This window comes from Rheinheimera faecalis, assembly GCF_021290965.1.
GTDB classification, from domain to species: domain Bacteria; phylum Pseudomonadota; class Gammaproteobacteria; order Enterobacterales; family Alteromonadaceae; genus Pararheinheimera; species Pararheinheimera faecalis.
On sequence record NZ_JAJOYT010000005.1, the window covers coordinates 378,687 to 400,438 of the forward strand.

General features: G+C 46.1%; 22 protein-coding genes. 8 read left to right on the forward strand and 14 right to left on the reverse strand.

What is annotated here, in order from left to right; genetic code table 11:
* The first annotated feature begins 9 nt into the window (after positions 1 to 9).
* Positions 10 to 3,129: an efflux RND transporter permease subunit gene (locus LSG34_RS11845; protein ID WP_233009305.1), complete on the forward strand. Its 3,120-nt coding sequence runs from the start codon at positions 10 to 12 to the stop codon at positions 3,127 to 3,129.
* A 67-nt stretch (positions 3,130 to 3,196) separates the two neighbouring features.
* On the opposite strand, the gene LSG34_RS11850 is transcribed toward LSG34_RS11845, so the two are convergent.
* Entirely contained in the window at positions 3,197 to 4,264 is a 1,068-nt protein-coding gene (locus LSG34_RS11850) for a pectate lyase (protein ID WP_233009306.1), read from the reverse strand.
* 269 nt (positions 4,265 to 4,533) lie between these two features.
* Here LSG34_RS11850 and LSG34_RS11855 point away from each other — a divergent pair, with 269 nt between their 5' ends.
* Both LSG34_RS11855 and LSG34_RS11860 read left to right on the forward strand, forming a co-directional pair.
* Positions 4,534 to 5,886, forward strand: a complete 1,353-nt coding sequence (locus tag LSG34_RS11855; RefSeq protein ID WP_233009307.1) for a GGDEF domain-containing protein — start codon at positions 4,534 to 4,536, stop codon at positions 5,884 to 5,886.
* Positions 5,887 to 5,990: 104 nt separating this feature from the next.
* Positions 5,991 to 6,758 (forward strand): substrate-binding periplasmic protein, encoded by a 768-nt coding sequence (locus LSG34_RS11860; protein ID WP_233009308.1) that lies wholly within the window; start codon positions 5,991 to 5,993, stop codon positions 6,756 to 6,758.
* A gap of 9 nt (positions 6,759 to 6,767) precedes the next feature.
* On the opposite strand, the gene LSG34_RS11865 is transcribed toward LSG34_RS11860, so the two are convergent.
* The 6 genes from LSG34_RS11865 to LSG34_RS11890 form a co-directional block, all read right to left on the reverse strand.
* Positions 6,768 to 7,646, reverse strand: a complete 879-nt coding sequence (locus LSG34_RS11865) for an SMP-30/gluconolactonase/LRE family protein (RefSeq protein WP_233009309.1) — start codon at positions 7,644 to 7,646, stop codon at positions 6,768 to 6,770.
* Between the two features lie 229 nt (positions 7,647 to 7,875).
* Positions 7,876 to 8,361 carry an arsinothricin resistance N-acetyltransferase ArsN1 family B gene (locus LSG34_RS11870; protein WP_233009310.1) on the reverse strand — a complete coding sequence of 162 codons (486 nt, stop codon included), beginning with the start codon at positions 8,359 to 8,361 and terminating at the stop codon, positions 7,876 to 7,878.
* Positions 8,362 to 8,457: 96 nt separating this feature from the next.
* Positions 8,458 to 9,564 carry a phosphoribosylaminoimidazolesuccinocarboxamide synthase gene (locus tag LSG34_RS11875; RefSeq protein WP_233009311.1) on the reverse strand — a complete coding sequence of 369 codons (1,107 nt, stop codon included), beginning with the start codon at positions 9,562 to 9,564 and terminating at the stop codon, positions 8,458 to 8,460.
* Positions 9,565 to 9,665: 101 nt separating this feature from the next.
* Positions 9,666 to 9,959, reverse strand: a complete 294-nt coding sequence (locus LSG34_RS11880) for a type II toxin-antitoxin system RelE/ParE family toxin (RefSeq protein WP_233009312.1) — start codon at positions 9,957 to 9,959, stop codon at positions 9,666 to 9,668.
* Positions 9,952 to 10,194: a type II toxin-antitoxin system ParD family antitoxin gene (locus tag LSG34_RS11885; RefSeq protein WP_233009313.1), complete on the reverse strand. Its 243-nt coding sequence runs from the start codon at positions 10,192 to 10,194 to the stop codon at positions 9,952 to 9,954. The genes LSG34_RS11880 and LSG34_RS11885 overlap by 8 nt, the downstream gene beginning before the upstream one ends.
* 172 nt (positions 10,195 to 10,366) lie before the next feature.
* On the reverse strand, positions 10,367 to 11,083 hold the full coding sequence (locus LSG34_RS11890) for a hypothetical protein (protein WP_233009314.1): 717 nt from the start codon (positions 11,081 to 11,083) through the stop codon (positions 10,367 to 10,369).
* Positions 11,084 to 11,370: 287 nt separating this feature from the next.
* On the opposite strand from LSG34_RS11890, the gene hemH reads away from it, so the two are divergent.
* Positions 11,371 to 12,456 (forward strand): ferrochelatase, encoded by a 1,086-nt coding sequence (gene hemH / locus LSG34_RS11895; protein WP_233009315.1) that lies wholly within the window; start codon positions 11,371 to 11,373, stop codon positions 12,454 to 12,456.
* A 42-nt stretch (positions 12,457 to 12,498) separates the two neighbouring features.
* Here hemH and LSG34_RS11900 read toward each other — a convergent pair whose 3' ends face one another.
* Positions 12,499 to 13,152, reverse strand: a complete 654-nt coding sequence (locus LSG34_RS11900; RefSeq protein ID WP_233009316.1) for a hypothetical protein — start codon at positions 13,150 to 13,152, stop codon at positions 12,499 to 12,501.
* A 406-nt stretch (positions 13,153 to 13,558) separates the two neighbouring features.
* Here LSG34_RS11900 and LSG34_RS11905 point away from each other — a divergent pair, with 406 nt between their 5' ends.
* The 3 genes from LSG34_RS11905 (at position 13,559) to LSG34_RS11915 (ending at position 16,603) form a co-directional block, all read left to right on the forward strand.
* Positions 13,559 to 14,461: a helix-turn-helix domain-containing protein gene (locus tag LSG34_RS11905; RefSeq protein ID WP_233009317.1), complete on the forward strand. Its 903-nt coding sequence runs from the start codon at positions 13,559 to 13,561 to the stop codon at positions 14,459 to 14,461.
* 144 nt (positions 14,462 to 14,605) lie between these two features.
* A complete protein-coding gene (locus tag LSG34_RS11910; protein WP_233009318.1) occupies positions 14,606 to 15,352 on the forward strand; it encodes an SDR family oxidoreductase in 747 nt (248 codons plus the stop codon).
* Positions 15,353 to 15,649: 297 nt separating this feature from the next.
* Positions 15,650 to 16,603, forward strand: a complete 954-nt coding sequence (locus LSG34_RS11915) for a quinone oxidoreductase family protein (protein ID WP_233009319.1) — start codon at positions 15,650 to 15,652, stop codon at positions 16,601 to 16,603.
* 175 nt (positions 16,604 to 16,778) lie between these two features.
* Here the strand turns inward: LSG34_RS11915 and LSG34_RS11920 are convergent, their stop codons facing one another.
* The 3 genes from LSG34_RS11920 to LSG34_RS11930 form a co-directional block, all read right to left on the reverse strand.
* On the reverse strand, positions 16,779 to 17,663 hold the full coding sequence (locus LSG34_RS11920) for a LysR family transcriptional regulator (protein ID WP_233009320.1): 885 nt from the start codon (positions 17,661 to 17,663) through the stop codon (positions 16,779 to 16,781).
* 217 nt (positions 17,664 to 17,880) lie between these two features.
* Positions 17,881 to 18,123: an Atu4866 domain-containing protein gene (locus tag LSG34_RS11925; RefSeq protein ID WP_233009321.1), complete on the reverse strand. Its 243-nt coding sequence runs from the start codon at positions 18,121 to 18,123 to the stop codon at positions 17,881 to 17,883.
* Positions 18,124 to 18,134: 11 nt separating this feature from the next.
* Positions 18,135 to 18,701, reverse strand: a complete 567-nt coding sequence (locus LSG34_RS11930; RefSeq protein WP_233009322.1) for a hypothetical protein — start codon at positions 18,699 to 18,701, stop codon at positions 18,135 to 18,137.
* Between the two features lie 93 nt (positions 18,702 to 18,794).
* Between LSG34_RS11930 and LSG34_RS11935 the strand changes: the two genes are divergently transcribed.
* On the forward strand, positions 18,795 to 19,727 hold the full coding sequence (locus LSG34_RS11935) for a LysR family transcriptional regulator (RefSeq protein WP_233009323.1): 933 nt from the start codon (positions 18,795 to 18,797) through the stop codon (positions 19,725 to 19,727).
* A 443-nt stretch (positions 19,728 to 20,170) separates the two neighbouring features.
* Here the strand turns inward: LSG34_RS11935 and LSG34_RS11940 are convergent, their stop codons facing one another.
* The 3 genes from LSG34_RS11940 to LSG34_RS11950 all read right to left on the reverse strand — a co-directional run bounded on the left by LSG34_RS11940 (position 20,171) and on the right by LSG34_RS11950 (position 21,711).
* Positions 20,171 to 20,677: a hypothetical protein gene (locus LSG34_RS11940; protein WP_233009324.1), complete on the reverse strand. Its 507-nt coding sequence runs from the start codon at positions 20,675 to 20,677 to the stop codon at positions 20,171 to 20,173.
* Between the two features lie 175 nt (positions 20,678 to 20,852).
* The gene (locus LSG34_RS11945) at positions 20,853 to 21,185 is read right to left on the reverse strand and encodes a hypothetical protein (RefSeq protein WP_233009325.1); all 333 of its coding nucleotides are present in this window, start codon (positions 21,183 to 21,185) and stop codon (positions 20,853 to 20,855) included.
* Positions 21,178 to 21,711 (reverse strand): hypothetical protein, encoded by a 534-nt coding sequence (locus tag LSG34_RS11950; protein WP_233009326.1) that lies wholly within the window; start codon positions 21,709 to 21,711, stop codon positions 21,178 to 21,180. Before LSG34_RS11950 ends, LSG34_RS11945 begins: the two co-directional genes overlap by 8 nt.
* Positions 21,712 to 21,752: the final 41 nt, after the last annotated feature.

Genomic DNA, 21,752 nt, shown 5'->3' on the forward strand with positions numbered 1-21,752 from the left:
GAGCTTCTGATGATAAACAATGTATTAAAAACAGCGCTGGCAAGGCCTGTGTTGATCATGTTGCTGACGCTGTTATTGGCCGCAGCTGGCCTTTGGCAGGCATCACGTTTGCCAGTGGATGCCGTGCCTGATATCACCAATGTGCAGGTACAAATTAATACCGCAGCTGAAGGTTTTTCACCGCAGGAAACCGAACAGCGAATTACTTATGCCATTGAAACGGCGATGGCGGGCTTGCCACAGCTGGAATACACCCGATCGTTATCCCGTTATGGTTTGTCGCAAGTGACGGTCGTCTTTACTGAAGGCACTGATATTTATTGGGCCAGACAACAAGTGTCGGAGCGGCTGCAAAATGTCAGAAACGAACTACCAGCTGATATAGATCCGGAAATGGGGCCTATAGTCTCAGGCTTGGGCGAGATATTTTCCTACACAGTCAAAGCCGTGCCTGATGCAAAAAAAGCTGATGGCTCTGCTTATAACCCGGAGGATTTACGCACTATTCAGGACTGGGTCATACGGCCGCAGCTACTGAAAGTGCCGGGTGTGACTGAAATTAATACCATTGGTGGTTATGTCCGCGAATATCAGGTATCGCCTGATTTAGTGAAGTTGCTGGCTTTTAAATTGACGCTGGATGATTTGGCGCAAGCTTTGGAGCAAAACAACAGCAATGTCGGTGCTGGTTATATTGAGCGGAACGGCGAGCAGTGGCTGATCCGATCGCCTGGCCAGCTGAAATCTTTAGAGGACATCGGAGCGCTGGTGATTGCCAAACGTGATGATGGCCCGGTTCGGGTAAAAGATGTAGCCGATGTCGCTATAGGCAAACAACTTCGCACCGGTGCCGCGACACAGGATGGTAACGAAGTGGTGCTGGGCACAGTGATGATGCTGGTGGGGCAAAATAGCCGCACTGTATCGCAGCAAGTCGCCAGTCGTCTTGATGATATCAACTTACGTTTACCTGCAGGTGTTATTGCTGAAGCCAATTACAACCGAACTACCTTAGTGGATAAAACCATCAGAACAGTGGAAACCAACCTGCTGGAAGGGGCTGTGCTGGTGGTGGTGATCCTGTTTTTGTTTCTCGGCAATGTCAGGGCTGCACTCTTAACTGCGCTTGTGATTCCCTTAAGTATGCTGTTTGCCATCAGTGGTATGGCGGCCAATAAAATGAGCGGCAACCTGATGAGTTTAGGCGCTATTGATTTTGGCCTGATCGTCGACGGCTCTGTCATAGTGGTCGAAAACTGCTTACGCCAATTAGGTTTAGCTCAGCATCAGCAAGGCCGTTTGCTTAGTTTAAAAGAACGCTCTGCTGTGGTATTAGCAGCCACCAAAGAAGTGATGACACCCGCTATGTTTGGGGTTTTTATTATTATGCTGGTGTACCTGCCGATTTTTGCCTTAAGTGGCGTCGAAGGCAAAATGTTCCAGCCTATGGCCTTTACCGTCATAGCAGCTTTGTTAGGTGCTTTAGTGCTGGCTATTACTTTTATTCCGGCCTCTATTGCCTTGTTTGTCAGTGGCAAAATTTCGGAAAAAGAAAACGCCTTAATGCTGGCTTTGCGCAGAGCCTATAAACCTTTATTGGCGCTGTCGATTAAAACACCCTTGTTAGTATCAGGTGTTGCGATACTGCTGCTGACCAGCGCTTTATGGTCGGCCAGTAAAATGGGCTCTGAGTTTTTACCTCAACTGGATGAAGGCGATATTGCTATGCATGCTTTGCGTATTCCTGGCACCAGCCTGAGCCAGTCGGTACAAATGCAAATGCAGCTGGAAGCGGACATTGCTACTTTGCCTGAAGTAGCGCGGGTGTTCTCAAAAATTGGCACGCCTGAAGTGGCGACAGATCCTATGCCCCCTAATGTCGCTGATACCTTTATCATCATGAAAAACCAGCAGGACTGGCCCAATCCGGCGAAAAGCAAAGCCCAGTTTGAAGACGAATTACGCTCTTTAGTGGAGCAAATTCCTGGTAATAAATACGAATTTACTCAGCCAATAGAAATGCGCTTTAACGAGCTGATTGCCGGGGTTCGTACTGATGTGGCAGTGCGGGTGTATGGCGATGATCTGGATGTTTTGGCCGAAGTGGGTGAGCAGGTCGCAGCAGTGCTTGCTGCTGTGCCTGGTGCTGAAGATGCCCGAATGGAACAGTCGGCTGGTTTGCCTTTGCTGTCGATAGAACCACAGCGTGACCATTTAGCTTTAGTGGGTATGGACGTAGCGCAAATGCAGCAGTTGATCCAAACCGCTATTGGTGGCCGTCAGGTCGGGCAGATGTACGAGGGTGATAAGCGCTTTAAGTTGGTGCTGAGGTTGCCTGAAGAACTACGCCAAGACCCGGCAGCTTTGGCGCGTATTCCTGTGACTTTACCAGTCGATGATTCACCTGAATTACGTTATGTGCCATTAGGTGAAATTGCGACTATCCAGGAAATCACAGGCCCAAACCAAATCAACAGGGAAAGTGGCAAACGTAATGTGGTGGTGACAGCCAATGTCACAGACCGCGATCTCGGCAGTTTTATCGCCGAAGTACAGCAACGTATGCAGGATTTGCCTTTGCCGGACGGTTACTGGCTGGATTATGGCGGTACCTTTAAGCAGTTGCAGTCGGCGACAGAACGTTTAAGCATAGTGGTGCCTTTAACCTTGCTGCTGATCATTGGCCTTTTGTACGGCGCGTTAAATTCAGTGCGGGACACCTTAGTGGTCTTCAGTGGTGTACCTTTGGCACTGACAGGCGGCGTATTCGCTTTGCTGCTGCGCGATATGCCGTTGTCGATCTCAGCCGCCGTTGGTTTTATTGCCTTGTCTGGTATAGCAGTGCTGAACGGCATAGTGCTGGTCAGTTTTATCCGCCAGCTGCGTGATCAAGGGTTGGAGCTTTTGGCTGCACTGGAACAAGGCGCTATGTCGAGGTTAAGGCCGGTGCTGATGACAGCGCTTGTGGCTAGTCTGGGTTTTGTGCCTATGGCTTTTAATACAGGCACAGGTGCAGAAATTCAGCGGCCACTGGCTACTGTGGTGATAGGCGGTATTATCAGTTCTACGTTGCTGACCTTGCTGGTGCTGCCAGCTTTATACCGGCTGGTGAACTTCAGAAAGGCTTAAGCATAAAATTGGGGTCAGATCACATTGTTAACTGTTAACAATGTGATCTGACCCCATTTTCAATAAATTACAGCTTAGTCACGTCCGTTTTGCTGACATTACAGCTGGCGCTGTTCCAGTATTCTTTGTCTTTAACAGATTTACCCTGGCCTTTTTTCACACCCGTATAGTGTTCACAGACAGGCGGTTTGCCTGCTGCATAATCTTTAATTTTCAGATTACGGATAGTGGCCACATCTTTGTAGTTGCTGTTTACCCCTGCAATGCTGCCAATTTTGCCGTTAATGGTAATACCGGATATCGTCAGATAACGTGGGCCGCCATTGTCTGTGCAGTCACCACAAGAGCGCCATAATTTGCCGTTTTCGCCAGTCAAAGTGAAGTTGCCTGTCAGCACTGTGGTGCTGTTTTTTGAGTTGTGCTGAAACACTTTGTCAGGTTTACCACCAGGACCATTGGCACTGTTAAAGGCCATACCGCCTTTAACTGTCATGGTTTTACCGTTATTGGTGGCTGCATCTTCACAAATATCTTCCCAGACTACGTTTTCAATAGTGCAGTTGCCGCTGCTGCAATGAATACCGTCGGCTCCGCCGCTGGCTGAAATACGTAGGTTTTTCACTGTCGCATTTTTCAGCGTGATCACTGGCTTTTGGCCTTCAGCATCGCTGGCACAACTGCTGCCTACTGTGATACCGCCGCAATCTATGCTTTCATTTTCGAAGGTTGCGCCAGCTTTGCAGCGGCTGGCATTGGCTGTGGTAGCAAAAGGCTGAAAGCTCAGTTGAGGTACTGTGGCTGATAAGTTAGAAAGATGTTCCTGACCATCAGCATCCACCACTTTGAGCCAATACCAATAATCCTGATTCGGATCAAAGCCACTGTCCTGTGCCACTTTCTGATAAGGATCTAACACTGAAATACGTTCAGCTTGTTCAAAAACACTGCTGGTGCTGCGGTAAATTTCCTGTCGGGCCACTTCCTGCACATCAGTTGACCAGCTCAGATAGGTGTTGCCTGCTTTTTTCGTCAGCATCAGTGTGGTGCTCGGTTCGCTTTGCGCAGCAATAGATAACGACAAAGGCAATAACAGGGCACAAGTTAATACTTTGATGGAACTGCGTAGTAAGTTCATAGAAACTCCGGTTGTTGTGTTCCCGGCAACACTACGGCATTTATTAACAATAAATAAACCATTTAGCAACTTAATGTATTGAGTTTCCAATAGTGAAACTTTTCAGCTCAGGAAGGGGCTTTACGAACATCGCCAGTTTTGTAGCTGGCCCGACTTTATTCTGCAAATCAGCCATTTAGCGTTAAGATAGTATACAACTACAGAGCCCTCTCCCTTAAGCAGGCTCAAGACTCAGAGCACGGCAATGCTCTGCTCTTACGGAACTTCTTATGCAACAATGGTTTAATGCATCCTTACAGCGAAAAATCAGTGGTTTACTGGTGGTGCTGCTGTCTTTTTTATTTGTTGTCATTATCTACTCCATCTACAAACTCAAACTGATCGACGCTGAGATGCATGAAGTGGCAGAAATTGATGTGCCGCTGACAGAGATGGTCAGCGAGCTGGAAATGATGCAGTTAAAGCAACATTTGCTGATTGAGCAATTCCGTTTAAAAGGCGAACATGCCAAAGTAGCACTCAAACCTGAGCAGGCTTTTGCGGCGCAGCGGGATGGGCTGAAGCTGATACTGGCGAAAGCCGAGCGGGTGCTGAATAAAAGTCTGCAACAGCATCAGGTACGTTTTGCTGCGGCTGAACATCAACAAATTCTGGCCAGCATCGAACAGTTTCATCAGCAAAGTGACAGCTTTGAACAACAGCTGAAACTAGCCTTACAGCAAGGTCACACTACGAACCAGCAATGGCTGAAGTTTGAAGAAGAGGCGGCCAGTTTAGATCAAAGCATTGTCGCCATTTTGCGGCATATGGAAAAGCTGACACTCGAAGCCAGCCGCTACACCGACAAACACGAAAACGAATTTATGCTGGTTAACACTGGCCTGGGTTTTTGTGCTTTTGTGATAGGTTTATACCTGACTTTTTATATTTTGCAGATCTTCCGCCTGCGTATTGGCCGCATTCAGGCCGAAATTAAAAATGTGCATCATTCGATTGAACAGGGTGAGCCTATCACCAGCCCGGTCTTTCACCAGCCTGAACATCAGGATGAGCTGACAGAGCTTGAGCACGACTTGAAAATGATGGTGCAGCGGTTATCACAGGAAATCAGCAACAGGCAGGAAATAGAGCAACAACTGCTGGTGCTGGCAACCCGGGATAAATTAACAGGGGCTTTTAACCGGCATAAATGGGATGAGCAACTTCGCATGGAGTTGAGCCTGGCAGAACGTGGCAGTGTTTTTAGTATTGCGCTGTTGGATGTGGACTTCTTTAAGAAAGTGAACGACCAGTTTGGCCATCATACGGGTGACAAAGTATTGCAATCTTTAACAGAAAATATCAGTAGGCGCTTACGAAAAACTGATAGCTTGTTCCGATTAGGCGGCGAAGAGTTTGTGATTTTATTGCCACAACAAAAAGCCGAAGCGGCCTGTCAGTTGGCTGAAATGCTCAGACAATCTATCGCCAGTCTGGAAGATGCTGATTTACCTGCCTTTACCATCAGTTTTGGCGTCACCCAATACCAGCCGCAGGATGATGAAGATTCAATTTTGAAAAGGGCTGATTATGCCTTGTATCAGGCAAAAGATATGGGTCGTAATAGAGTGCAGTTAGGTTAAAAAACTAAAGATTTCCGCTGATTTAGCCGCTACTAAAGATCAGCTGAAAGCGGCATGGATGCGGATACAGTGTTGAGATCTGTTGTCAGGGAGAGTGCAGAAAGATGTATAGGTTGTTATGGCTGGCCCTTGTTATTTCACTGTTTAATCCTGTGGACGCCAAGCCCCAGCTTCGCTGGTGCCTTGGAAATTTTCCGGGATTTTATGGTTTTAATGCCATAACTAAACAGCCGGAAGGTCCGTCGGTGCTGTATTTACAGGAAATCGCCCGCAGAGCCAACTTTACCCTGATCCCCAGTGCAGAAACACCTTCATCACGTTGTTTTGCCCAAATGAAGTCAGGAGAAACGGATCTGATGATCAGTATTCTCAAACCCGCTGCAGGCAATCCGTTTATTCATTATCTTCAATTTGGTGCCCGTTGGCCGGACCGGCTGTATTACGCCCATAGTAAAAATCTGCGACTGGACAGCCCTGGGCAGTTGTCACCTTTGACGCTGGCTACAGTAAGAACTTACAAAGTAGCGCCAGAAATTCAAATCGTAGTGGATAACATGAAAAAAAGGCAGCTGGTGCAGGTCGACTCAGTGTTGACCGCTTTGCAAATGACGGCAAAACAACGCATAGATGCAGCCTTGTTGCCGCCCAGTCAGGTGGAGGCAGTGTTAAAGGATCATCCCGAATTAGCCGCAGAACTTAAAGAAATTAGCTTCTCAGCTGAGCTGGTAAAACCCCAGCCGATTTATATGGGCTTATCCAGTCACTGTAACTGCCCGGAGCTGGAAACCGCCATCAAACACAGCATTAGAAGCATGCAAGCGGACGGTACCAGTCAGAAGATTTTTGCCGGCAAAATTATTATGGAATTCTGACCCTTGCTGTTAATAACTGAGTTTATAAGCCTGGACTGAATTACCCAAAAAAGTCGGAATATACAAAGTATTAGTTGTCTGATCCCAGCCAATATCTGCGGTATTGAGCTTTAATGCTTTGGTGTCCAGCAACTCTTTAATACGGCCATCTGCAGAAACGTAATACACAAGACCAGCCCAGCAGCTGACTATAAAGTCACCATTACCAACTGGCTCCAGACCATCAGCCCTCTCAGCAAAACCAACTGCAACTTGTGTGATGCTCTTGTTGTGATCAGCTAAATCGACTTTCAGCAGTTTATCGCCAGCTGCAATATACAGCTGTTCAGCCACTACTTTTAAACCATTAGCAGCTTCTACATTCTCCAGCCAACTACTGATTTTGTCCTGCTCCAGCTTATAAATCCGGTTTTTACGGGTATCCGAAATATAAACCCCACCTTTGGCATCAACAGTCACATCATTTAAAAACACCGAATCGGGCGCTTTGATTTTCTGCAGTATTTTGGCTGACGCTATATCCACAATCACTACTTCAGTTAAATCAGCGATATAAAGTTTGCTCTCAAATACTGCCAAACCTTTAGGCGCATTCAAGCCTCTTAGCCAGTCTTTATTGCGTATTGTGCCATCGGTATTTAAAACTGCCACACCACCTACAGCATCTGCAGCACTTCCCTGGCCATCAATTTCCGACACAAACAACAAGGTATCGGTTTTGCCGTTGCTTTGCTGCTGGTGCCAAAGCACAGACTCAGGCACCCGCAAATCTTTGGTATGCCACAACGCTTCTAATTCGGGTTGGCTTGATATGGCTTCTTCTGCGAGCACTGTGGTTGTGATTAACGCCGGTAAAATACATAACAACAGGGGGAAACAGGCTTTCATTTTATAATCCGCTAAATCGATTTAATGGCACCACCATACCCAGAGCAGAGTAAAAATGCGAATACTGCTAAGTGAAGTGGCTGCCAATGCAAGGAATTGTTTCAAATATGAAATTTCAGAGATAGCCAGTGAGGGCAAATCGCAATCCGACTTATGCCCATAACAACGGAAATTACCAGCTGTGACGCTTCGGTGTATGTTAGCTTACTGAGTTTTGATGAGCACCCAGTTAAAGCAACTTTTGCCAGTAGCCCACATCGCGCCACTGCTCAAATTTAAAGCCGACTTGCTGAAAGTGGCCGCATTTCTCGAAACCAAACTTTTCATGCAGCGCTACGCTTTTTTCATTAGGTAAAGTGATACCACCTATCACCAGATGCAAACCCAAAGCCTTTAATTCAGCCAGGAGTTGCTGATACAACTGGCTGCCCAGGCCTTTGGCTGTGACAGCTTCTTTAACATAAACAGTGCTTTCCACCGAAAAACGATAAGCCGACCGCACCCGCCATTTAGTGGCATAAGCATAAGCCAACACTTCACTGTTTTGCTCCAGCACTAACCATGGCAAGCCATCCGCTTTTACCTGCCCAATGCGCTCCGCCATTTGTGAAGTAGCAACAGCTTCTTCTTCAAAAGTGACGCTGGTATTCAGCACATAGTGGTTATAAATGGCTGCAATAGCCGCTGCATCTGCTGAGGTTGCCTGGCGGATCATCTGGTATCTCCATTAAATACAAGGTTTTGCGTGCTTCAGATACAACAATGCCAGTCATAGGACTGGCATTGCAATAGAGCCTTTGTACTTAAACACTTATTCCGCTATCAAACCATATTCGCGGCCCAACACCTCAATAATTTCGGCTTTAGGATTGGCGGCTAACTCAATTTTACGGCCTGTGACTTTTTCCGCTATGCCCAGGTAAGTGCGGGAAATATCCATCATCACTTCAGTTGGCAAGGCGTTGTCGCGGGCCAAAGCTGCGCGCTCTGGCATACGGTCTTTATTCAGTAAAATATCCGGATCAGGGAAGTTGCTCAGCAGCCACTGACGGAAGCCTTCTTTCGATTGCTCGACAATACTGCCATTGCGCCAGCTGGCGCCATCCCAAATACGTGAGCTGTCTGGTGTGCCCACTTCGTCCATATAAATCAGTTTGCTGTTGCCATTGGCATCGTTGACATAACCAAACTCAAACTTGGTATCAACAAACATCTGATCCAGCGCAGCCAGGGCGTCGCTTATCACGCCAAAACCTTGTTTTAACAGAGTTTCGTACAGACTGATGTCGGATAATTGTTCAAAACCAAAGGCAGCGCTATGACGTTCAATATCGGCGCGGGAAATGTTTACATCGTCCGCTTCAGGCACACCGGCTAAGCCAGTCAGAATGCCCTTGGTGGACGGAGTAATTAAAATCTCCGGCAGTTTTTGATCTTTTTGCAGGCCTTCAGGCAGGGTAATACCACAGAATTCACGTTCGCCTTTGCTGTAAGCGCGCCACATAGAGCCAGTAATGTACTGACGGGCTATAGCTTCAATTTTCAGCGGACGGGCTTTTTGCACTATCCACACCAGCGGGTGCGGAATATCCAGAATATGACTGTCGGCTAAACCATGTTGTTTAAACAAGGCAAACCAGTGATTCGATATAGCGTTTAACGCCGCGCCTTTGCCAGGCACACCGTTTAAGCCATTTTCGCCATGCCAGATGCAGTCAAAAGCGGAGATGCGGTCGCTGATCACCATAATGGCCAGCGGCGTGTCTGGTGCTACAGGGTAATTTTTTTCCCGGATCAACCGCTCGCTGTCAGCGGCAGTCAGCCAGTACACACTGCGAACTTTACCTGAATGAACAGGTAAATCTGTACGAATAGGCAAGTCGTCATTGACCGCCAGGACCTGAGTTGCAAGAGTCATCTTCACTTCTTCTGTGGCTGAAAAAAGGCGCGGTGGAGTTTAACAGAAAGTGTGGGTGAACTGAATCGGTCTGGTGCATAGCTTTGTGGTAAAAATAACGGCTATAGCTCGAAGAAATGCTTCAAGGGCTCCATCTGTTGATGCAGTAATCTGATGACAAAAATATCTTTTTCACGTTTTCGGTAAAAGATGGCGTGCCGTTGGTGATCATGCCGACGTACCCCAGAAGCTATTTCCGGACAGTCATGTCCCATAAGCGGAGAGCTGTAAAGAAAGTGAAAGGTTTTTTCCAGTTGGCTGGTGTATATGTCTGCCTGACGAACACCAAAGTTAAGCAATGTATATTCATAGATAGCCGTGAAGTCTTCCACAGCTAGCTTAGACAGTTTATACATTGTGTTTCCGTTTTAGCTCAGCAGCTATGTCTTGCAGACTCAGATCACTTTCTCCGCTCTTCTCACCAGCTTCAACAGCATTTCTGAGTGCCGTTGTCTGATTTTCTTGTTGTTCCAGCAAGCGTAAGGCTGAACGAACTACTTCACTGGTTGACCCATATCGTCCAGATTCAATCAGTTTGCCTACAAACTCATCCAGTTGAGAACCTATAGTAATGCTCGTTGTTCTGGCCATTAGTAATTACCACTGTGTTAATAGATAACACAAGCCTAGCACTGCGAGAGGTTGGCATCAAGTTACGAGTTTTATTCCTGAACGAATGTGAGCAGGATAGGGCGATCTCTCTTTTTGACAAAACGGCATTCGTGGTCCCTTTGCTATTTTTTATCGAGGTAGATCACACGCCTTAGTTCCCGCGAACCAAGCTTTTTAACCACTTCCACCCTGTACAAACAATTTGCTTCAAATTGACAGGAATTAACACCAGCAAGGCGCTGCCTTGTGAGAAGTTAGGGTTGAGCTGGCAGTAAAAGGCAATTTCTGCTTTGCTGCTGGCTTTTAAACTTTGTACTTCGTCGTCACTGTAATTGGTGGAGCGGCCTACGGTTTTTAAGCAGGCGAGGTTCTGCCATTGGCTGGGTTCTGCGTCTGGTACTAAGGCCTGATACAGCTGAATTTCGTTTTCTGTCATGGCAGGGTTGGGGTAAATAAAGGCGACTTTTTTACCCATGGCGCGGTACATAGCCGGGCTTAGCATGGTGTCGAGGTAATACAGGTTGTGATTGATATGGCTTAGCCAGGTTTTAAGCGCCCATAAAAATGAAAATGCAAAAGTGTTGTTATTGCCTCTGTAGCTGCCCAGAAAAGCGGCCGATGCGCCCATCACTATGCTGTTATCAGTGTTTTTGCGAAAGGTAAGTAAGCAGTAGCCAACCAGTTGATCCTGCTGATAAAACAGCCTTACACAACGCTGATAGAAAACCGGGTTATTAAAGTAATGCTGAAAATAAGCCTGGCTATCCACGCCTTTAAAGCTGCTGGCAATCAGACTAGTGATCTGGCTTGTTTCCTGTTCATTCAGCCAGTTTTTAGTGTTTACTTTGTCAATCTGGTAATGCTTCATGCCGCTTTATACCGCTGCCCGCAGTGAAAACCACAACATAACAAAGCTGGCTGGAAAGTACGAGCTTGCTTTGGTTTATCCCTGAGTGTTTCTAGCTGCATTTTACAAAGACATGCAATATCTACTGTTTTAACCTAAAACAATGGAAGTTATCGAAGCTAAACCAAAACTTGTGCGGCACAGAGTTTTCTACAAAAAATGCTTATCCGGCTGATTTTTCTGGTAAACCTTTTATGTCGAATTGACGTAAACTAAGTTCACTTAGCCAGAAGAGTAATTAATCTGCGATGCGTTATATCAACACCCCCAACTATGATCATAAGCAAAACGACAAAATTGGTATTTTGCTGACCAATTTAGGCACACCTGATGAGCCAACTCCTAAAGCGCTGAAGCGTTATTTGAAGCAGTTTTTATCTGACCCAAGAGTGGTGGAAGTACCACGTTTATTGTGGTGGCTGATTTTAAATTGCGTGATATTGCAATTCCGGCCACGCCGCTCGGCCAAAGCTTATGCCACAGTTTTTACCGATCAGGGCTCGCCGCTTCTGTTTAATACTCAGGCGCAAAGCGATGCTATTGCTGCGCAGTTGCAGCAACAAGGCATGCATGATGTGGTAGTCGATTTTGCGATGCGTTATGGCAACCCAAGTTTTGATACTGTGCTGGATAAAATGTTTGCGCAGGGCGTGCGTAAGTTGCTGGTATTGCCTTTGTATCCACAGTATTCGGGCTCTACTTCAGCTTCGACTTTCGATGAGCTGGCCACTAACTTTATGCGTCGGCGCTGGTTACCTGATTTACGTTTTATCTCGCATTATCCTGACTACGCCCCTTTTATTCGTGCCGCTGCGGAAAAAATTCGCCAGCACTGGCAACAACATGGTCAGGCCGAAAAACTGATTTTGTCTTACCACGGCATTCCAAAACGTTATTTACTCAATGGCGACCCTTATCACTGTGAATGCTATAAAACCTCGCGCTTAATTGCTGAGGAGTTGGGGCTGACGAAAGAGCAGTATCTCACCACTTTCCAGTCGCGTTTTGGCCGCGAAGAGTGGTTAAAACCTTACACAGATGAAACCTTAAAGGCGTTGCCAGCTCAGGGCGTAAAAAGCGTTCAGGTGTTTTGCCCTGGCTTTGCTGCTGATTGCCTTGAAACTATTGAAGAAATTGGCGAAGAAAATAAAGAGTATTTCCTGCATGCCGGTGGCGAACGTTACGAATACATCACAGCATTAAACGCCGAACCTGCGCATATCGACGCTTTATGTCAGTTGATTAAAAATAATCTGCAAGGCTGGCAAGTAGAGGCTGATGCGGAGCGTGCTATTCGAGCTGATGAGTTGCGGGTGGAGAAGTATCCGGGGTAGGTTAAGTATATGAGGGGCCACGTTAAAAAGTGGCCCTAACCCTTACACCATGTACTTTTTCATTTCTTTGACATGTTTTGTCATCGAGTTCACCATAGTGTCGTAGTCAGCCTGACGTTGGGTCATAATGTCAGGCGTAAAACTACCCTTCGGTGGTGTTTTATACAATTCCCTTTCTATATCATCCGGTCGCTCAGCTACAGATGAATTGTGAAAATATCTCGGGTGCAATTTGTTGTTGTAACTTTTTATTTGTTCAATGATTTCCTCTTTTGACAAACCCGTTTCGATTGCGCGCTCGTAAATTTCAATACGATCATTGGCCTGTTTATCTATTTCTTTTTCGTAGTTAAGCCAGGTTTGATAGTCCAAAACCTTATTGTCCGTTGGCCAGCGTGGCGGCGATGCTGTAAAGTCAATTTTTTGTCCTCCTCGTCCATACACCATCTCCTCCAAAGCACTTGCAGGTTGTGGTGGTATTCTGTGTGAAGTTGAACCAAAAACATCAGGAATTCGAATGTCTTTTGCAGAGGCTCCTGATTGCGAAGATCGTATCGCTTCATCAGACAATTTCACTATTGAGCTCGGAGTTTCCTCAGTTTTTTGTTCTGGCGTCTTTTCATATGTATTCTGAATTATGCCATTTGAAAATTTCTCAACTGAGTTGTTAGGTGCTATTCCGCCCAAAATGTTCATCATCAGCTCCTTTTTAAAATAGTGCTGATTTAAAGCAATCTTTGTACCCTTTATTCTTTGTTTTACAAATGTTCACATTTGAAGCGTCGATTGGGCTTCCCCTAAAGCACTTGCCACTCCAGAGGTATGGCAGGGCAGCATGTGATCAAGCAACCTGTCGGAATGCTCATCTTGCCCAAAACATCTCCTGATACTCGCCAGCCCGCATATTCAGTACCGTTTTTCAAACGCTTCGGAAGGAGGAGACTGGCCAATGCCAATAACAGTAAAGCACTGTCGTTTTGCCAGATTATCCACGTAATCAGTCGCAGCTTTTAGATGAGCAGTGGCTCTAAGCACTGGCAGAACTGTATAGTGTTGCGGAATCAGATATGATGGTTTTACGACATCTTGTTTGAACAATGCCATGCATATTGAACTGAGTTCCCCATTGTCACTGGATCAGCAAGTTCCAGGTACTTTGTTATTCTCCAATGTTCATCAGGCTGATAAAGGCTTGTTGGCGCAGATATTTCACCGTCACCAGCAACAGAATTCTCTTCTTATCCCTGCAGTACCAGAACCTCTGTTGGTATGGGTGGTTTCAGGTGAAGCCAGAGTCGGAGAGAGGGAATTGGATGGAGAATGGCACTTCAGCCAGGCCAAAAAGGGAGACTTCTTTTTAACCTGCAGCAGCACTCCTTCCGAATTATGCTGGCAAAGTACAGCAACAGATGCCTTTATCGTGATGCATTTGTATTTGAGTTTACCTCTGCTGCAAAGCGCTTTTTTTGATCTTTATGGCCACAGCGCTAAAGACATAGGTTTGAAGGAGCTGTCAGCGCAACAAGATCCAACACTGAGTTTTTATCTGAGACAAATTCAGACGGAACTGATGCAAAACAAAAGCAGCCAACTTATGATGCAAGGCCTGGGGCAAAGTCTGACAGTTTATTTGCTGCGCCATTATGGCAGCGACAAAAACAGAACTGTATTCAAAGGAGGCCTTCCAGCTTTTAAATTGCAAAAAGTACTGAGGCTGTTAGAACAACAGCTGGCAGAACCTTTTCAGCTGTCCGCTTTAGCTCAGGTTGCTGAACTCACTGAGGCTCATTTTTGCCGGGCATTCAAAAAATCCACAGGTGTATCGCCTTCTCAGTATCAAATTCGGTTGCGTATTGAGTTAGCACAACGACTCTTAAGACAAAGCAACGATCCTGTTATCGATATAGCCTTACAGGTCGGTTATCAAAACCCTAGCCACTTCAGTCAGTTGTTTAAACGTGAAGTCGGAGTAACTCCAATCCAGTACAGAAATGGCCCCTTATAATCACTGAAAAACTCACTGCATAGCAAAATCACAACAGTCTGCTCAAAAGCGCAGCGGCGGCTTGCCTGTATCACTGTCACTATCAGCACACGCTAAAACATCAGGGTTTTAGTGAATCAAAAATTGCTGAAACAGAGGTGATCTATGAGTATTCAACACAAAGTCGCATTAATTACAGGTGCATCCAGCGGTATTGGTAAAGCCACAGCCTTAAAACTGGCGCAAGCTGGTGTCAAAGTTGGGTTAGCTGCAAGGCGCAGTCAGCAACTGGAAGAACTGGCTGCTCAGATCCGTCATGCGGGTGGAGAAGCCCTGGTTCTGACCATGGATGTTACGGATCCTGACTCTGTGCAAACCGGAGTAGAGTTACTGGCCAGTACTTATGGCTCAATCGACATAGCGTTTAATAACGCAGGTTTGATGCCAATTTCAGACGTTGAACAGTTAAAGACGCTCGAATGGCAACAGATGCTGGATGTGAATGTGCAGGGACTGCTCAATACCACTGCAGCCGTTTTACCTTATATGCAACGTCAGGGCAGCGGACATATAGTGAACACCTCTTCCATTGCCGGGCGTAAGGTGTTTCCTGGCCTGAGTGTGTATTGCGCCACTAAACATGCGGTGACCGCTTTCTCTGAAGGCTTAAGACTGGAAGTTGCACCTAAACACAACGTCCGGGTGACCTGCATTCAGCCCGGAGCTGTCGAATCTGAATTGTTTGAACATATTTCAGATGAAAACTACCGCCAGCAAATGGAAGGTTTAAAGCAACAAATGACCTTTCTGAAGGCAGAAGATATTGCCAACACTGTGCTTTTTGCCCTCCAGGCCCCTGCGCATGTCAACGTAGCCGAAATTTTCGTGCTGCCAACCAATCAACCCTGGTAAGTCAACACAGCCTGCATTTGCAGGCTGTTTCTTTTACATCATCTGGGCTGGTACCAGCCGCATTACTGGCTTTAGCTCGCTTTGGGTGCGGCTTGAGTGTGAGTCGCTGACAGTGTAGAGAATCATCTGATGTATCTGAAATTCAGATGGTTTGTATTGAATAATATAGGCTACAAAAATATATGGCCGGTGTTTACACTTTGACTTATGCCGTTCAGATAAAGCCTTTGCCTGACACTGAACTACGGATAACCAGCTATGTATTGAGTCACTACAAACACTATTAAGGAATTGAACATGAGCACTACTATACGTTTTCACCAATATGGCTCTGCCGATGTGCTGAAGATTGAAGATGAACAGGTTGGCATTCCCGGCTCAGGTCAGGTACGCCTGCGCCAGGAGGCCATTGGCGTGAATTTCATCGATACATTATTTCGCCAGGGCGTTTTCTCTGTCCCTCTGCCGTCTGTGGCTGGTGTTGAAGGCGCTGGCATCATCGAAGCTATAGGCCCTGATGTGGATAATTTCATGGTCGGGGATCGGGTCGCCTATTTTCTGAGCCCAGGTAGTTATGCCGAAGTTCGTCTTATTAAGGCTACCGACTTAATCAAGGTACCGGACGATCTGACTTCAGAACAAGTGGTTACTGTTCTGACCAAAGGCTTAACGGCTTGGGCTGCACTTAATGGCTTTTATTCGTTAAAAGCGGGAGAAACAGTGCTGGTCCAAGGCGCTTCGGGTGGCGTCGGATTGCTTATTGCACGTTGGGCCAAAGCACTTGGAGCCACAGTGATAGGCACAGCGGGCTCGGAAACGAAACGTGTTGCACTTGCCGGTTCTATTGACCATGCCTTACTGTCTGACGACCCGGATCTTGACACACAGATCCGTACTATTGCACCAGGTGGCGTAGATGTGGTTTACGAACTGGTTGGCCAAGCGACTTTTGCGACATCAGCACAGGTGGTTCGGGATGGCGGAACTATAGTGATGATCGGGGCGGCATCAGGCCAGCCGTCCATCGATCAACAGCAGTTGGCAGCAAGGAGAGTGAAGATGACCAGCGGTCCAATGGCGCAACACGTTCAGGCGTCTCTCCCTCAAGTGACAAAAGCGGTTTTTGACGCTTACCGCCGCGGTGTGTTTGGACAGCTGGAGGTCACACGTTATCCATTGACGCAGGCCGCCGCTGCACATGATGATATTGCGTCACGGCGTAAATTCGGCACGCAGATCCTTATTCCGTAAGCTTCTATTATGAACAGCCTTGCCTTTAGCTGCGAAACGAAGGTCGTTACTGTCTTTGAATACACTCAGACGGAGCGACCTTTATGTCCAACTGTTCGACCGGATTCACAGTGCTGGGTTGTGAGATATGCGGCCTGCTTTTTAAAAACAGCATCACCAATCGTTGACAACCTGACTACTTTAATTGGTCGATAAAAGCTCTGCCAGCGGGCCCCGGCGGTGCATCTTTGCGATAGACGACCTGCATGGGCAATCTGGAATATTGGGTTTCATTACCAGCAATCACAATCTTTACCAGAGTGCCTTCTGCAATATCGCGTTCTACCAGATGCAATGGCATATGTCCCCAACCAAAACCGGCTTTTAAAAACGCATGTTTTGCCCCCAGGTCGGCAAGTTTCCAGGTCAAAGGAGATAAGACACCAAAGTTTTTCCCATCGGACAATGAGGTGCGGTCCGTTAGCATGAGCTGAACCTGTTCCGCAAGTTCCGTTGTGGTGATGGGGTCTTTAATGGCAGCAAGTGGGTGTTCAGCGGAAACGACAGTAACAAAGGCTAATTCAAATAATGGCTCTGATTTTAACTCGTCAGGTACGTGCGGCAGAGTCCCTATAATCCCAATTCGGCAGGTTCCGTCCAGCACTGGTTTTATCACGCCTCCAAGTGCTTCGACATAGAGCCGCAAAGGGGTGTGAGGAAAAGCTTCGCGGCAGTATCCCGCTGCGCGAGTCAATCCCTCGAGCGGGAACATCACATCCACTGCAACGGAAATTTCGGGTTCGAGACCCTCCCGCATCGTGGATGCTCTCGCCTTAAACCCATCCATATTATTGGCTACAGTGCGCGCGTCATGCAGCAAAGCCCTGCCTTGAGCTGTCAATTGCGGGTAACGTCCAGTTCTATCAAACAAAGTCACACCAAGCTGCAATTCCAGATTTGCCAATGTTTGACTGACAACGGATTGAGCCCGTCTTATTTTCCTGCCGGCCGCCGAAAAACTACCTTCTTCGGCAGCGGCAATAAATGTTCGGAGCTGATCGAGGGTAACGGCGTCTAACATATGTATCGTCTGTTTCGATGGGTTTAGCTTGATAATATAGGGAGATTAGAAAGATACAACAAGCAAAATACCGCTTAATTTGCTCTATATCTGCGGCTGAACTGAAGAGGTTCAAAAGCTGTTTACCACAGCTAAAGAACCCCTTCGCTACTGTAGCTAAAGACCAGCACAGGGGCTGAAAAATAGTCTCTTTACACCATCATATTCAAAGTAAGTTTTACAGCGGACGTAAAACCATACCTGCATGATAAAGCACATTATTTATAAATTCACCGTCGGCAGTAAAACCCGTGTCATCCCAATATTCAATGTAGTTACCAGTGATCTGATAACGTCCCTGATAGGCTTTCTCTTTGGTTCCACGGGCTTCTATATAACGGTTATTCGGCAGAAGCTGGTGACGTATATGCTGATCTTCAGTCACCCACATACCCACATAAGGATGTAACTCTTGGTTCATCTGTCCGGCCATTACTTTCCCTCCTCCATTGCCTGGTAATAAGAGGCAATATCTTCCGGCTTTACCACCCATGCATAATTCAGTTCCTGACGAATTTTCCATTCCCCTGCAATGCACTGCCAGCCTAACTGAGAGCGTGCGTTAAAGGCGATAACATCCCCCGATTTTGGGGTCAAAGTTCCTACAAAACCCAGAGTAGTTGATGCCACTTTATCGCTAATCAATTCACTGTGGCCTTCTGTCAGAGCATGACGGACAGATTCAGCGTTGGCCTGAAGTCCTTCCCAGTTGGCACCGTAAACAGATGCGTTATCAAACAACTGAGTTTTGCCTGGGGCAAAATTATCCCAAAAAATGCCTGCCGGATTGTTCAGATCGTAATAACGAGCCATTTTTTTCGCGAATACAAATTCAGCATCATTTTTCCTTTTTTCCCAGCCCTCCATAATCCAGTGTTTATGCAAGGCTAAAGGTGCATTCGCTCCTGTTTGAGCACAGGATTTTTCTGCAGCCTGAACCCCTCCTGCAACCAGAGCTGAGCAAAGTACTAAAGAAAGTGTTGTGGCTAAATAGTTCATAAGTTCCCTCGTTTATCTGTAGTGTGGTTGATGTTTTAGAGCTATGTCTCAACTTGCATAAGCAGTATAAAAAAGGGATATTGTTTTCAGTAGATGGCTATTGGTTTACATATTGGTAAGCAAACGATGACAATGAAGATTGACCTGAACATTCTGCCTGTGTTTACGGCAGTCGCTGAAGAGAGCAACTTTCAGGCCGCAGCAAACCGTTTAGGTATTACACGCTCGGCCGTCAGTCAGATGATACGCAAGCTTGAAAATCAGCTGGGCATAGCGCTGTTCACCCGTACAACCAGAAGCGTAAAATTAACTGAGACAGGTGAACATTTATTCAGCCTCGTCAGTGCTCAGCTGAATACTATGCAATCTTCGCTTGAAAACATTGCGAGTTATAAAACTCCGCGTGGGCAGCTGAAAATTGCGGTGACATCTATTGCAGAACCATTTTTATCGGGCCAATTGATTACCGCTTTTTCAGAACAATATCCAGAGATTGAATTAGATATTACGGTAACAGATGACGAGTTCGACATTGTGAAAGCCGGGTTTGATGCAGGGGTGCGCCTGGGTGACAGCATAGAGCAGGACATGATCGCACTGGCTATATCTGGCTTACAACGCGATATGGTCGTAGCAGCTCCTTGTTATATTGAACAATACGGCAAGCCAGAGCACCCCAGAGACTTATTGAATCACAGATGCATTGGCTGGCGTCCGAAACTAAACAACAGCCCTTACCACTGGGAGTTTACTGAAAACGGGCAAGATTTTGATGTGTCTGTTGGTCCCTGCATAACCACTAATGATCTGCAGTTGATGCTTCGCACAGCTCTTGCAGGTGGCGGCATAACCTTTGCCGCAGAAGAAACCTTCCAATCCCACATTAAAGCCGGAGCTTTAGTTCCTCTGCTCGAAGCTTACTTACCTTATTACTCGGGCTTCTATTTCTTTTATCCAAACAGGGAAAACATGGCTCCCAAACTAAGGGCTATGGTCGATTTTATAAAAAACTGGAAGCGTACTTAAGAAAATGCCTCTGGGCTGGTTTGATTTCAAACTACTTTTTGTAAATCAAGTAGTTGAACTACATTGTTGCTAGTTTTCTGGTATTGGGCCCCATCAGGAGTACTCGGCGCTTCCTGCGCCTCGCCCTGTCGGGCGTCTCTTCGCTCCGTCCCAAACTGCTGTCCTGCGCACTACTCGTATCATCCTGAGACCTCTGCCTCCGAAGAGAAAAAGCTCTAAGGCTGAATCTAGCGTTTGTCGAATAAAAAAGCCTAACTGGTCATCTCTCAGTACATTCTCGAACCAGGAACTCTCGAATGCTCCTAGGATGTTATTCAAAACTCCGACTATTCCCAAGAGAGAATCAGGGGCGTCAATAGCTATGAGTAACGCCGTATAACGTTGTTGCTGTGCTTCGTCTGTAATACCTAAATCTTTAAAAGCTTGCTCATACATACCGACGCTCATTCATCTTTTGCTTTTTTTTTGGCTATATTGCGTGGCGATTTGTAGATGGGATAGTCGGAAACAAAATAGGGACCAACAGCAGATTTGAGGATATCCATTTGTGCCGCGACTTTACTGCCAAATGAAAAAAGAAGTGCACTACCGGTAAGATCATCCATTGCCATGGCGAAAATTTCACTGTCTTTGAGCTTACTGAATTCTCTGACTTGCAAAGTATGTAGTGGTGAAATCGCGGCTACTTCCTGATAATCAGTGCTTGCATGGTACGCACACAGCAATTCATATTGCCTCAAACCAGCAATAACAAAATATCCATCAACTGATTTCTCTCTACTTTTAACAACACAGATAGGATAAAGGTTAATCAGTCGATGCAGACCTTCAGGAGTAATATCGTTGATGCTGGCGCAGTACATCAAACCGTGTAATTTGGCAATTGTACTTTTTAACAAAGGATGAATGCCGAGCAAGCTCTCGAAAGGCAGATGGAGACATTTTGCCATGTTGCTAAATCATTCTTTGCTTTGTCAGCAGGTAGAATAGCTGAAATTTCAATTTAATGGTTTGTCTGTGTTGTTTACACTTATTCATCAATGCGAATTTCAAAAATTTTAGCCAAGTATTTAAATAGTATGCTTTTAGATCATTTGCGATCCAGTATTTGTAGTTCACCACGAGTCATTTAACCGCTTCATCTATGATTTGTTTTAACAGTTTGTCGCAAAGTGGGTTTTTGCTTAGGGTGTCTTCAATGGAAGACAGCATTTGCTGAGTGGACCTGCTGAGTAAAAAAGCATCCCCAAACTGGTGTCGTATCAGATGGGAGACCAAACGTTTACGTAAGAGTCCAAGATCTTTCTCTTCCCGATAAAGACTAATCAGTGTGTTGACTTCATTTTGCTGCAAAGGTGGTTTATTTGCAGTTGACATGTTGTCTGGCGCTTTTTTCACATCCACTTTGCCGGACGACGTGCGGGAAATAAGGTCAGTACGATTTAGTTTATCAATCATGATTATTGTAGACATTCAGCAAGAGAGAATGATTCAACCCTGTTTTAAATTCAGCGTCTTCTGGCCGCAACAAGTCGATGATATGTTGTATATCAAGATTAATCTCTTCAATACTTACGTTACTTTCAATACCTTGCCGAAACAGGTTTATGGCACTGTCTGTGTCATCGTTTTTTAGCAGGACACAAAAACCGTTCGTAAAATGCATGAGGAAATTGGGTAGATCAATTTGTTCCTCTAAGTATTCAAACTGCCTCAGTGCCGCTGGAAGGTTACCTAAATTCACCAACAAAAAACCATACTGATAGCGGCAAACATGATAAGCAGGTGCCGCACTCAGAACCCTCTCAAATACCTCACATGCTGCTGCGGCGGCATTGTTTTCAATCAAAAGCGATGCTAACACAAAGAGTCCTGAAGGCTCGGCAGGATCCATATTCTGGGCTTCACACCATATCTGAATTGCATCAGCGTGATGCCCTGATTGAGCCAGTATTGTCACTCTATCTATCAGCGTTGAGTTCATGCTTTTATCTGGCAGCAAACTGAATTCCTCTTAAGCATACT

Coding starts and splice junctions, on each gene's coding strand:
- LSG34_RS11940 (WP_233009324.1), bottom strand. CDS start 20,677: ATGGCAAAATGTCTCCATCTGCCTTTCGAGAGCTTGCTCGGCATTCAT.
- LSG34_RS11865 (WP_233009309.1), bottom strand. CDS start 7,646: ATGAAAGCCTGTTTCCCCCTGTTGTTATGTATTTTACCGGCGTTAATC.
- LSG34_RS11845 (WP_233009305.1), top strand. CDS start 10: ATGATAAACAATGTATTAAAAACAGCGCTGGCAAGGCCTGTGTTGATC.
- LSG34_RS11900 (WP_233009316.1), bottom strand. CDS start 13,152: ATGAACATTTTGGGCGGAATAGCACCTAACAACTCAGTTGAGAAATTT.
- LSG34_RS11885 (WP_233009313.1), bottom strand. CDS start 10,194: ATGGCCAGAACAACGAGCATTACTATAGGTTCTCAACTGGATGAGTTT.
- LSG34_RS11930 (WP_233009322.1), bottom strand. CDS start 18,701: ATGAACTATTTAGCCACAACACTTTCTTTAGTACTTTGCTCAGCTCTG.
- LSG34_RS11860 (WP_233009308.1), top strand. CDS start 5,991: ATGTATAGGTTGTTATGGCTGGCCCTTGTTATTTCACTGTTTAATCCT.
- LSG34_RS11880 (WP_233009312.1), bottom strand. CDS start 9,959: ATGTATAAACTGTCTAAGCTAGCTGTGGAAGACTTCACGGCTATCTAT.
- LSG34_RS11905 (WP_233009317.1), top strand. CDS start 13,559: ATGCATATTGAACTGAGTTCCCCATTGTCACTGGATCAGCAAGTTCCA.
- LSG34_RS11945 (WP_233009325.1), bottom strand. CDS start 21,185: ATGATTGATAAACTAAATCGTACTGACCTTATTTCCCGCACGTCGTCC.
- LSG34_RS11915 (WP_233009319.1), top strand. CDS start 15,650: ATGAGCACTACTATACGTTTTCACCAATATGGCTCTGCCGATGTGCTG.
- LSG34_RS11950 (WP_233009326.1), bottom strand. CDS start 21,711: ATGAACTCAACGCTGATAGATAGAGTGACAATACTGGCTCAATCAGGG.
- LSG34_RS11935 (WP_233009323.1), top strand. CDS start 18,795: ATGGCTATTGGTTTACATATTGGTAAGCAAACGATGACAATGAAGATT.
- LSG34_RS11920 (WP_233009320.1), bottom strand. CDS start 17,663: ATGTTAGACGCCGTTACCCTCGATCAGCTCCGAACATTTATTGCCGCT.
- LSG34_RS11890 (WP_233009314.1), bottom strand. CDS start 11,083: ATGAAGCATTACCAGATTGACAAAGTAAACACTAAAAACTGGCTGAAT.
- LSG34_RS11870 (WP_233009310.1), bottom strand. CDS start 8,361: ATGATCCGCCAGGCAACCTCAGCAGATGCAGCGGCTATTGCAGCCATT.
- LSG34_RS11925 (WP_233009321.1), bottom strand. CDS start 18,123: ATGAACCAAGAGTTACATCCTTATGTGGGTATGTGGGTGACTGAAGAT.
- hemH (WP_233009315.1), top strand. CDS start 11,371: ATGCGTTATATCAACACCCCCAACTATGATCATAAGCAAAACGACAAA.
- LSG34_RS11850 (WP_233009306.1), bottom strand. CDS start 4,264: ATGAACTTACTACGCAGTTCCATCAAAGTATTAACTTGTGCCCTGTTA.
- LSG34_RS11875 (WP_233009311.1), bottom strand. CDS start 9,564: ATGACTCTTGCAACTCAGGTCCTGGCGGTCAATGACGACTTGCCTATT.
- LSG34_RS11855 (WP_233009307.1), top strand. CDS start 4,534: ATGCAACAATGGTTTAATGCATCCTTACAGCGAAAAATCAGTGGTTTA.
- LSG34_RS11910 (WP_233009318.1), top strand. CDS start 14,606: ATGAGTATTCAACACAAAGTCGCATTAATTACAGGTGCATCCAGCGGT.